The sequence below is a fragment of the Streptomyces sp. NPDC059866 genome (assembly GCF_042731325.1).
GTDB classification, from domain to species: Bacteria; Actinomycetota; Actinomycetes; order Streptomycetales; family Streptomycetaceae; genus Streptomyces; species Streptomyces flavusporus.
In genome coordinates this window covers 24,005-34,483 of sequence record NZ_JBHWJT010000057.1, presented here as the reverse complement: position 1 = coordinate 34,483, position 10,479 = coordinate 24,005, and the positions used below count along the sequence as shown (strand labels likewise).

General features: G+C 69.6%; 10 protein-coding genes. 7 read left to right on the top strand and 3 right to left on the bottom strand.

Annotated elements, in window-relative coordinates:
* The 3 genes from ACFV7R_RS43115 to ACFV7R_RS43105 form a co-directional block, all read left to right on the top strand.
* Positions 1-416, top strand: a 416-nt coding sequence (locus ACFV7R_RS43115; protein WP_385275057.1) for an SDR family NAD(P)-dependent oxidoreductase, incomplete at its 5' end; no start/stop codon positions are given.
* A gap of 42 nt (positions 417-458) precedes the next feature.
* Positions 459-863 carry a DUF4345 family protein gene (locus tag ACFV7R_RS43110; protein ID WP_385275054.1) on the top strand — a complete coding sequence of 135 codons (405 nt, stop codon included), beginning with the start codon at positions 459-461 and terminating at the stop codon, positions 861-863.
* Positions 864-1,069: 206 nt separating this feature from the next.
* Positions 1,070-1,768: a type 1 glutamine amidotransferase domain-containing protein gene (locus ACFV7R_RS43105; RefSeq protein ID WP_385275051.1), complete on the top strand. Its 699-nt coding sequence runs from the start codon at positions 1,070-1,072 to the stop codon at positions 1,766-1,768.
* Positions 1,769-2,020: 252 nt separating this feature from the next.
* Here ACFV7R_RS43105 and ACFV7R_RS43100 read toward each other — a convergent pair whose 3' ends face one another.
* Together ACFV7R_RS43100 and ACFV7R_RS43095 are read right to left on the bottom strand one after the other, a co-directional pair.
* Entirely contained in the window at positions 2,021-2,605 is a 585-nt protein-coding gene (locus tag ACFV7R_RS43100) for a class I SAM-dependent methyltransferase (RefSeq protein WP_385275048.1), read from the bottom strand.
* Between the two features lie 308 nt (positions 2,606-2,913).
* A complete protein-coding gene (locus tag ACFV7R_RS43095) occupies positions 2,914-3,330 on the bottom strand; it encodes a MarR family winged helix-turn-helix transcriptional regulator (protein ID WP_385275045.1) in 417 nt (138 codons plus the stop codon).
* Between the two features lie 158 nt (positions 3,331-3,488).
* On the opposite strand from ACFV7R_RS43095, the gene ACFV7R_RS43090 reads away from it, so the two are divergent.
* The 4 genes from ACFV7R_RS43090 (at position 3,489) to ACFV7R_RS43075 (ending at position 7,573) form a co-directional block, all read left to right on the top strand.
* The gene (locus ACFV7R_RS43090) at positions 3,489-5,027 is read left to right on the top strand and encodes an MFS transporter (RefSeq protein WP_385275042.1); all 1,539 of its coding nucleotides are present in this window, start codon (positions 3,489-3,491) and stop codon (positions 5,025-5,027) included.
* A 149-nt stretch (positions 5,028-5,176) separates the two neighbouring features.
* Positions 5,177-6,469: an aldehyde dehydrogenase family protein gene (locus ACFV7R_RS43085; RefSeq protein ID WP_385275063.1), complete on the top strand. Its 1,293-nt coding sequence runs from the start codon at positions 5,177-5,179 to the stop codon at positions 6,467-6,469.
* An 87-nt stretch (positions 6,470-6,556) separates the two neighbouring features.
* Positions 6,557-6,937 (top strand): PPOX class F420-dependent oxidoreductase, encoded by a 381-nt coding sequence (locus ACFV7R_RS43080; protein ID WP_385275060.1) that lies wholly within the window; start codon positions 6,557-6,559, stop codon positions 6,935-6,937.
* A 111-nt stretch (positions 6,938-7,048) separates the two neighbouring features.
* Positions 7,049-7,573 carry a hypothetical protein gene (locus ACFV7R_RS43075; protein WP_385275039.1) on the top strand — a complete coding sequence of 175 codons (525 nt, stop codon included), beginning with the start codon at positions 7,049-7,051 and terminating at the stop codon, positions 7,571-7,573.
* A 191-nt stretch (positions 7,574-7,764) separates the two neighbouring features.
* On the opposite strand, the gene ACFV7R_RS43070 is transcribed toward ACFV7R_RS43075, so the two are convergent.
* Positions 7,765-9,486, bottom strand: a complete 1,722-nt coding sequence (locus ACFV7R_RS43070; RefSeq protein WP_385275036.1) for a sigma-70 family RNA polymerase sigma factor — start codon at positions 9,484-9,486, stop codon at positions 7,765-7,767.
* Between the last annotated feature and the right edge of the window lie 993 nt (positions 9,487-10,479).

The following is a 10,479-nucleotide window of genomic DNA, read 5'->3' as shown; positions in this document are numbered from 1 at the left end:
TCATGGGCCTGATGTACACCGCCCACGCGGCCGTCCCCCACCTGGTCAAGGCCGCCGCCGAGGAGCCGCGCCAGGTCGCCGACATCGTCAACATCAGCTCGCTCAACGGCCGTCAGGCCTACCCCATGATGGCCGTGTACAGCGCCAGCAAGTTCGGTGTCAACGCCTTCAGCGAGTCGCTGCGCCAGGAGTTGGCCCGTCAGCACGTCCGCGTGTCCGTCGTCGAGCCGGGCAGTGTCGACACCGAACTGCGCACGCACAACCCGGAACCGGTTCTGAAGGCACTCGCCGCCGGTCTGGGTGACATCGAGCGGCTGCAGAGCCAGGACATCGCCGACGCCGTCGGCTACATCGTGACCCGCCCCCGTCATGTGGCCGTCGGCGAACTGCTCGTCCGCCCCACCGAGCAGGCCTGACCACCCGTCCCGAGCCAACTCCCCGACACCCAAGGAGTCGTGATGGCGGCCCGCGTTCCTGGCGCAGCAGCCGACACCGTCGTCCGCGTCTGCCTGCTGATCGCCACCGCCATCGCGCTCGGAGACGGCCTGCAACTACTGGCGCAGGGAAGCCCCGCGGACGCGGACGACGTGCACCGCTTCATGGCGGGCGTCTACATCGGCTGGGCTCCCCTGTTCTTCTGGACGGCGGCAACGATCCACCGGCAGGGAGTGCTCGTCTACTTCCTGGCAGTCCCGATCTTCCTCGGAGGCGTGGGCCGACTGGTGTCCTTCGCCCAGAACGGTATCCCCAGCCCGGTGGGAGTCTCCCTCGCCTCCGCCCTCCTGGATTTCACCCTCTCGATCGTCATCGTCCGGGCGCACAGCACCGCACTCAGGTCCAGACGAGTGGCGGCGGCTGCCTGAAGCCCCCGTCGTGGACGGCCATCCCGGTCGCACATCGCGTCGAGGTGGGCCCAGTGGCGCTGGAGCGGCTCACGGGTTTGCGCGGCGGTCAGTAGGTGCTCGCGGACGAGTGTCGTGTGCGGGTTGGTGGAGCTGCCCGGACGATGCGCAAGTCAAGGCTCGGCGCAGGTCGGGACGGTGATCGCGGAGAAGGAGACGTGGGAAGAGTGAGACGGAAGAGGCTTCTGGCGGTGGTGACCAACCAGGCCACCTACGGGGCGAGCGAGCACCGGACCGGCCTGTGGGTGGCTGAACTCGTCCACTTTTACGACAAGGCGGTGAAGGCCGGCCGTACCGTGGATGTGGTGAGTCCGGCGGGCGGTGAGGTGCCGCTCGACTCCCCCAGCCTGGGCCGGTTGTTCGTCGACCGGACGGTTCGCGGATATCTTGATGACCCGGCCTTCATGGCCTCCCTGAAGTCCACCGCTTCCATTGCCGACGCAGATCCGGACGACTACTGCACGATCTTCTTCACGGGCGGCCACGGCACCATGTGGGACTTCCCCGACAGCGCCGACCTGCAGGAAACAGCCCAGGCCATCTACGCCGACGGCGGCATCGTCTCCTCGGTGTGCCACGGCGCCTGCGCCCTCATCAACCTCCGCGACGCCGACGGGAACCCCCTGGTAAGGAACCGCACCGTCACCGGCTTCTCGACGGTCGAGGAAAGGCTGGCCGGGGTGAAGGACAGGGTGCCGTTCCTGCTGGAGGACGAACTGCGCGCCAAGGGCGCCAAGTATGTGCGCTCCAGCATCCCGATGACACCGCACGCCGTGCGGGACGGCCGCCTGATCACAGGACAGAACCCGGTCTCCACCAAGGCCGTCAGCAACCTGATTCTCGCTGCCTTGGCCGAGACCGAATAACCCGTACGGCCACCTGGGCGTCCGCGTCGTCACCGCTGTCCGCGGCCCCGAGCGGGCCGCCAGGCGTACAAGCCCCCGCCGTCGCTCGCGTAGCCGGCGACACGGCTGGGTTGGATCGCGCCCGCCCTTGACCGCCTCAGTCACCGCCTCGCCGGAGGCAAGCGAGGGAAGCGTCGCGAGTTCGAGCGCTTCCTCGACTCGGCTGGGCCACCCCGTTTCCCCAGAGGGCGTGGACCACGACAGAAGCAGGGGTTATGGGCGGGGTCTGCGGGCGTGGAGGACGAAGGCCGGGGGTGTGTTACGCCATATGGTGCGACTGGGGACGACTTCCTCGAAGCGCTCGGCCAGCAGCCCGCGGAACCGACGGGCGGGGCTGAGGGGAACGGCGTGGAGGTAGGTGAACGCGGTGAATGCACCCGCCGGGGCGAGCACTGCGGACGTCGCGTCCATCAGCCGGTGTTGGACGGCGAGGGGAAAAAGTGCCCAGGGCAGGCCGCTGACCACCACGTCGGCGCTCTCGATGCCGCGCTCGTCCAGCAGGTGGCGCAGGTGTACGGCGTCGCGCTGGATGACCTCCGCCCCCGGGTGGCGGTCGCGCAGGCGCTGGGCGAGGAGTGGATCGATCTCGACGGCCAGGTGGCGGCCGCGCCCGCCGAGCCGGCGCTGGATCTCGGCGGTGAACGGTCCGGTGCCGGCACCCAGTTCCATCACGACGGGCTCTCCGCGTTCGGGCACCGGGGCGCAGACCGCCTCGGCCAGGTGCCGCGAGCTGGGCGCGATGGCCCTGGCAGCCGGGGACGAAGCTCTCGGCTGCCGGAAGGCCCCGCCCGAGGCCATCGCGGCCTCCTGCGTCAAAGGCGTTGGCGTTCACAACACCAGGAACCGCGAGACGTGCTCCAGGCGATCAAGAGGTGCGCCCGCCACGACAGCGCGAGGTTCCCCAAGGGGTCAAGAAATCACCGATGACGAGGCCGAGTTGCCGGCTTGCACCATCCCCGCCGAACACTGATCCGTCCACGGACTTCCGGCCTCGTCGAGTCCGCCTTCGCCACCGTCCGACTGCGTGCAAAGATCACTCGCGGGACCCGGTCGACCCTCCAGTCACCGCTCGACTGCTCGGCGGACCAGCACCCGCACAGCGCGCATCAGCGCGGGAAGACGACCGTCAGCAGGCGGAAGAGTTCGGCGCGCTCCTCGTCGGACAACTGGTCCAGGCCGGTCTGCGTCCGCTCCATCCGCTCGCGGATCGTGTCGATCGCCTTCTCGCCCACCTCGGTGAGGGCGACGTTCTTCACGCGGCGGTCGGTGGGGCTGACCTCGCGGCGGACCAGGTCGCGCTTTTCGAGCCGGTCGATGATTCCGGTCATGTTCGACGCGTCGCAGGCGAGGGTGTGTGCGAGCGAGCGCATCGAGGCGGGCGCGCGACGCAGCACCGTGAGGGTCTTTGCCTGGCTGGAGGTAAGGCCCATGTCGGCGGCGGCTGTCGTGAAGTCGGCGTAGTGCGTACTGACCGAGTGGGCGAGCAACTCCATGAGCTGCGCTTTGGACGGGATCGGGGACATGCCTCGAGAGTACCGCGAAAAGCTTGAACCTCTCAACCTTTGACAGTCATCAAGCTCTTATTATTTGATGTCCTCAAGCATCGAGTACCTCAATGGTCTCACTCCTCGACCATCGATGCATCCATCCTTCGGGCATCCCTTCCACCGGAAAGAAGACCGTGAAGTCCTCCCTTGCCACCGCGCCAGAGCGCCGAACCGGCAGTCTCAGCCTCGTCCTGGTGCTCGGCCTCGCCGCCATGGTCGTGTCGATGATGCAGACCCTGGTCATCCCGATCCTGGGCATCATCCAGAACGACCTCGGAGCCACCACCGCCCAGGTCAGCTGGGTCACCACCGCCACGCTGCTGTCGGCCGCGGTCTTCACGCCGCTCCTCGGCCGCTTCGGCGACCAGCACGGCACGAAGCCGACCCTGCTCGGCGTGCTGGTGGTCATGGTCGCCGGATCCGTGCTCGCCGCGACCACGAGCTCCATGCTGTGGCTCATCGTGGCCCGTGTGATGCAGGGCGCCGCCACCGCGATCTTCCCGCTCGCGCTGTCCGTGCTGCGGGCAGAGGTCAAGCCCGCGCGGCTGCCCGGCGCCATGGCCCTGGTCAGCGGAACGCTCGGGTTCGGCAGCGGCCTCGCCCTGGTGAGCGCCGGACTCCTCTCCCAGGGTGCCAACCCCGACTACCACCAGGTCTTCTGGCTGGCCGCCGCACTCGCCACCGCCGCGCTCATCGCGGTCGCGGTCGCAGTCCCCGCTCCTCGCACCCGGACCGGCGGGCGCACCGACTGGCTCGGCGCCGCCGGCCTCGCCCTGGTGCTCGTCCTGCTTCTGCTGCCCATCTCACAGGGCCACACCTGGGGCTGGACCTCGGCCCGCACGCTCGCCCTCTTCGCCGGCGCCGCCGTCATGACCGTCATCTGGGTCGTGATCGAACGCAGGGTCCGCGACCCCCTGGTCGACATGAAGATGTTCGTCCACCGCCCGGTGCTGTTCACCAACGTCGCCGGACTGCTCGTCGGATTCGCCATGTTCGCGCAGTTCATCGGCGTCTCCTACCTCGTCCAGACGCCCTCTGAGGTCGCCGGCTACGGCTTCGGCGCCTCGGTCCTGCGCGCCTCCGTCGTCTACCTGCTGCCCTCCGCCCTCGTCTCGCTCGTCGCCGCCCAGTTCGGAGGCATGCTGGTACGCCGTATCGGCGCGCGTCTCACCCTCGCCGTCGGCGCCGCCTTCGGTGTCATCGGCTTCGCCTGGCTGACCCTCGCCCACGACACCACCGCGTCGGTGATCCTGGCCGGCATGGTCGTCGGCGTCGCCATCAGCTTCGGCTACGCCGCGATGCCCGCGCTGATCGTGGCCGGCGTCCCGCACCACCAGACCGGCATCGCCAACGGCATCAACTCCATCTCCCGCTCCGCCGGCAGTGCGATTGGCAGCGCGGTCATCACCTCGCTGCTCGCCTCCAACACGCTCGACAACCTGCCCACCGGGGTCCCCGCCCTGCCCGCGGAGAGCCAGTACACCCTGAGCTTCGCCCTCGCCGGTATGACGTTCTTGCTGGTCATCGGCGTGGCCATGGTCGGCCTGGCGATCCGCCGCAGGTCCCCCTCGCCAGCCACCGACACGCTCGCCGCGTCGAGCGATGACGCGACCACTCCCCCCGCGTCGAGCGACGCCGAGACCACGCCCGCACGCACGGCCGTCACTGCCTGACCGCGCCACCTGCACGGCCGCGACTCTTCTTCCCCCCCGGATGACCACCGGCTTTCCCTCCAGACCGACAGACCGAACGGGACACGACTGTGACTGACGCCAAGGCAGCCTTCACCCTCGACGACACCTTCACCGCCACTGAAGCCACCGTGCTGGTGAACCGGCTGCGCGCCACCTTCCGAACCGGCCGCACCAAGCCCCTGGCCTGGCGTCGGCAGCAGCTGACCCGCCTGCGCGACCTGCTCACCGACAACCGCGCGGCGATAGCCGACGCCCTCTACGCCGACCTGCGCAAGAACCGCGCCGAGGCCGACGCCATGGAGATCAACACCACGATCGTCGAGATCGACGACTACCTGGAGCACCTGGAGGAGTGGACCGCCCCGCAGCCCGCCCCCGTAACGGTGCCCGGAGTCCCTGGCAGCACCGCCCGCACGGTCTTCGACCCTCTGGGCGTCGCCCTGGTCATCTCGGCGTGGAACTACCCGGTCAATCTGCTGCTCGTGCCCGTCGCGGGCGCGCTAGCCGCCGGCAACGCGGTCGTCATCAAGCCCGCCGACTACGCCGTCCGCACCTCGGCACTGCTGGCCGAGCTGCTGCCCGCGTACCTCGACACCGACGCGACGGCGGTCGTCGAGGGCGGAGCGGCCGAGACCACCGCGCTGCTGGAGCAGCACTTCGACCACATCTTCTACACCGGCAACGGCACGGTCGGCCGCATCGTGATGACCGCCGCCGCGAAGCACCTCACCCCCGTCGTCCTCGAACTCGGCGGCAAGTCACCGGTGTTCGTGGACCGGGACGCCGACATCGCCACGGTCGCGCAGCGCCTGGCGCAGACGAAGTTCGCCAACGCCGGACAGACCTGCGTCGCCCCCGACTACGTCCTGACCGACCCGGACACCGCGACCGAACTGCAGGCCGCCCTGGTCGTCGCGCTCAAGGGGCTGTTCGGTGCAGACCCGCAGACGTCCGACGCCTACGGACGGATCATCAACGAGCGTCACTTCGACCGGCTGTCCGCGCTGCTGGCCTCCGGCCGTACGGTCACCGGCGGGCAGACCGACCGCGCGGACACGTACATCGCCCCGACCGTGCTGGCCGATGTCCGACCCGACGAGCCTGTGATGCAGGAGGAGATCTTCGGCCCCATCCTGCCCATCCTGACCGTGGCGGACCTCGACGAGGCGATCACGTTCATCAACGAGCGCGACAAGCCGCTCGCCCTCTACGCCTTCACCGAGAACAACACCACCAAGCGCCGCCTCGCCGCCGAGACCTCCTCGGGCGGCCTCAACTTCGGCCTGCCGATGCACCACCTCGCCGTGCCGACCCTCCCCTTCGGCGGCGTCGGCGAAAGCGGCATGGGCAACTACCACGGCCGCTACTCCATCGAGACCTTCAGCCACCGCAAGGCCGTCCTCGACGTCCCACTGAGCTGAACCAACCCGGAAGAAGGCACCCCCATGCGGTACGCCGCCCACGTGGCCAACGACCTCGAAGACAAGAGCAAGGAGCACAAACGCATCATGGACGACACGCTGGAGCAGCTCGGCGCCGGCAAGTACATGCTCGTCACCAGCTACCGCAAGAACGGCATCCCGGTCGCCACCCCTGTGTGGGTGGTGCGCGACGGCGACACCCTGGGCGTGCGGACCCCCGCCGACTCCTGGAAGGTCAAGCGGATCCGGGCCCGCGACGACATCCTCGTCGGCCCCTGCGACCTGCGCGGCAACCCGACGGGCGACCCGGTCCCCGCGACCGCCGAGATCACCGACGAGGCGACCGGCGCCCGCTACCGCAAACTCATCGCCCGCAAGTACGGCATCCTCGGCCGCCTCATGATCCTCCAGAGCCGGCTCCAGGGAAAGGACAGCACGCTGGGCATCCGCGTGCGGCTCACCTCGTGACGGGATGACGCACCGTCAGCTTTCGCATCAGGGACTGCTTGTCGGATGGCCTTGGTGAATGCCATCAGACAGTCACGGCACACAAGAGCGACCGATCAAGGGAGGCGGATCATGGAGAGAGCGCAGAGTCAGCAGCAGGCGGCACCCGGCGCCTTCACCGCCTTCGCCCGCTTCGTACTCTTCGGCGGCGGAGTGGGGCTCGCCTCCAGCTTCGCCGTGGCGGCCCTCGCCTCCTGGATGTACTGGGGCCTCGCCAACGCTCTGATCACCGTGGTTTCCACGCTCCTCGCCACCGAGTTGCATGCCCGCTTCACCTTCGGCGCAGGCGGGCGCGCGACCCGGCGCCAGCATGCGCAGTCGGCCGGGTCCGCGACGGCCGCGTATGCGATGACGTCCGTCGCGATGCTTGTCCTGCAGCAACTGGTGGCGGCACCCGGTGTGGTGTTTGAGCAGGTCGTCTACCTGTCCGCCTCCGCGCTCGCCGGTATCGGGCGGTTCGCGGTGTTGCGCCTCGTTGTCTTCGCGCGGAGCCGCTCACAGGTCGCGGCCACCGTCTCCACCATCCGTCCCGTGCACGCGACCGCGGCCCGGGCCGCGGCACCCGCCGGGCCAGTGGTGCTGGGCCACGCAGCCTGACCGTTACGCCGGCGGCCCGCCGAGCGGGACGGGCAGCCTCCGCCGTGGACCGGCGTCCACATCACGCTCCAGCGGCGGGGCCGTTCACCTCGTAGCGCTCCTTTTCGCGGGCTCCGGCCGCGGGCTGGTCAGCTCAGCGCATCTGTCAACGGCACATCCGACCAACGACCGCCGGATCCAAACAAAACCACCTAGTAGTCGATGTTGAGAGCAGAGATGAGTCCGCTCGGGCCCACGGCGCTTCCGGCGCCGGCGTTGCGGGAAGTGGGGTGGGTGAGGGCTGCCTTGTGCCCGGGGCTGTTGAACCAGGTCTCCATCATCTCCTCCGGTGTGGCGGAGGTACTGGGGGACCAGTAGAGGACTTCGTAACCGCAGTGCTCGCTGGGGCCGGGCTGTCGGGCGGCGTTCTTGTCCGCGCACGCCTGGGCGGCTTGCACCTGTTGGGCATTCTCCTTGACGTCGGGCAGTCCCAGCGCACGGCGACGTTCATTGAGCAAGGCGATCAGCTGGGAGGTCAGTGACGGAGCGGTCGGGGTCGTCTTGACGGTCGGCTTCGAGGCTGAGGCGCGCGTGGGCGGCGTTGTCTGCCTCGTGGGCTTTACACCGGTCGGTGGCGGGCTGGTAGCCGGCGGGGACGACGGCGAGGCCGTGGATGCGGCCGTGGCCGACCTCGTGGGGGATGCGGTCGGCGACGGCGTCGAGGATCCGGATGCGGACTCGGGCTCCCCCTCGGGGGTGGTGATCGCCCGCACCGGCTGGTGCCCGGTGTCCGGCGACAGGATGACCATGGCCGCGCCAGTGCCTCCGGCGGTGATCAGTGTGACGGCGGCGGCCACGGCGGCACGACGCCGCCTCGGTATGCGGCGTTGTATTCGCAGGCTGCGGCGTCCAGGCAGATTGCCGGTCCCTGGCGTGCCAAGGACGATGGTGTCCGCCCCGACGGCGGGGTACCGACCGCCGGCGCCGGGGGCGGCCTTCCCGCTGTGCTGGGCCGACTCGGCGGGGCTGCCCTGATCTGTGTGCACCGCCAGGTCCGAGGGACCACCTGTACCCGTTTGCACGCCGGAGTCGAAGGCTGCGTTCTGGGCGGGCAAGCCGTCGTCCCCGACGGGCGCGAGCCCCGCGAGGCCGGACAGCGCGCCGGCCAATGCCACCAGCCCCAGGCCCACCAGCAACTTCTCGGCGGGCAGCAGGCCGGCCTGCAGGCGCGAGCACAGCGTGCAGTCGCGGGCGTGCCGCGCGATCCGCTTGCGCCACAGCGCCGACGGGACGCCGTCCCAGAGCCTGATGCCGTCGTCGAGCAACACACAGCGGGGCACCGCGGCCAGCGCCCGCACCACCAGGCGGGCCGTCTCCAACTGGGCCTTCATCCGCTGCACCCGCACCGCGGTGTGCTGCGGCGACAACTGAAGTGCCGCGGCCACCTCGCCCCGGGTCAGCTCGCCCGCGGCCTCCAGCCACCACAGCGCCAGAAGCTCACGGTCGGCGTCATCCAGCCAGCGGGTGGCTTCGGCCACCTCCCGCCGCTGTCCCTGAAGCCCCAGCTGGACGATCGTCAGGTCCACGAAGTCCGCGCCGGGGTCGGCCACATCGTGGAGGTCCTGCAGTCCTGCAACGGCCGGCGCTGCCTGGCGGGTGTGCCAGTGGCTGCGGATCCGGTTCATCGTGATGGCCACCAGCCAGGACCGGAACTGTTCTGGATCGCGCAACGAGCCGAGCCCGCCGAGCGCACGGAGCGCACGGAGCATGGTCTCCTGCACCACGTCGTCGACGTCGGCGTCACCGTTCAGTGCCCGGCCCACGATGTTGTACACCAGCGGCAGATACGCGGCGACCAGCTCATCCTGTGCCCACAGGGCCCCCTCCCGGGCCGCCTCGACCAACGCGGCGTCGCGTTCGCTACTCGCTGCCACGGCTGACCACTTCCTTTCCCGATGCTCGAAGTGCCTTGCCCGTCATATGGGAGACCTCGGCCCGAGGAGTGGGATAACAACAACGCGCCGCGAACCTGAGCGGCTGACTGCCCGGCCGGTCTGGAAGTTGTGCTCTTCACCGTGGGACGCGACGTGCCGCAGTGCACAGGTGTGGCCACATACGTGCCGCAGCCGGCGTGCCTCAAAGGGACCGTGAACACCCTCACCCAACTTGTATCGAGGCATTGACACAAGATGCACTGCCGGGGCATCTTGTACTTACCACTCGATACAAGCCGGGCTTGCGACGGGCAGCGTCCGCTGCCGCCGATGCAGGCCGCCCAGCCGCCATCACCCACTGGGGTCTTCCTATGCTCGATATCCACCAGCTCGAATCCCGCCCCCGCGCCCACACCGACCGCTACGCCCGCTGGGCCGGTCTGGCTGTCGGCGTCGTGGCCGCACCGCTATGGGCCACCACGGACATCACCAATTACGGCATCAGCAGCTTCGACGCCGGCGTGCCCTTGGTGAGCTTCGCGACCGCCTTCGGCCTGTGCGCGATGGGCGGCGTCCTGCTCGGCGACACCCTCACCCCCCACCCTCGGGACGCGGTACGCACCGCCAGTCTCACCCCACGCCGGGTCCGAGACCATGTGCCGCCCCGCATCACTCTCTTGCTTCTCCTCCAGGCGGTATTCCTCGTCGCGCTGGCGGGTGTGGGGGATGCCTTGGCCACCCAAGACGCCATGTACCGGGCGATCGGGGCTCATGACGGCTGTGACGGAACCGAGCCACCCGTCATTCTCTGGCCCGGCATGTTCCACGGCAGCCAGATCCTCGGTTCTCTCGCCATCGGCACGGTTGCCTGCGCCTGGGCCTTGCGTCGTGGGGCCCGCCCGGCGGGGGGCCCCCCCCCCCCCCCCCCCCCCCCCCCCCCCCTCCAAGCACCCCGGGGGGGGCGGGGGGGGGGCCCCCCGTGGCGGCGGGGTG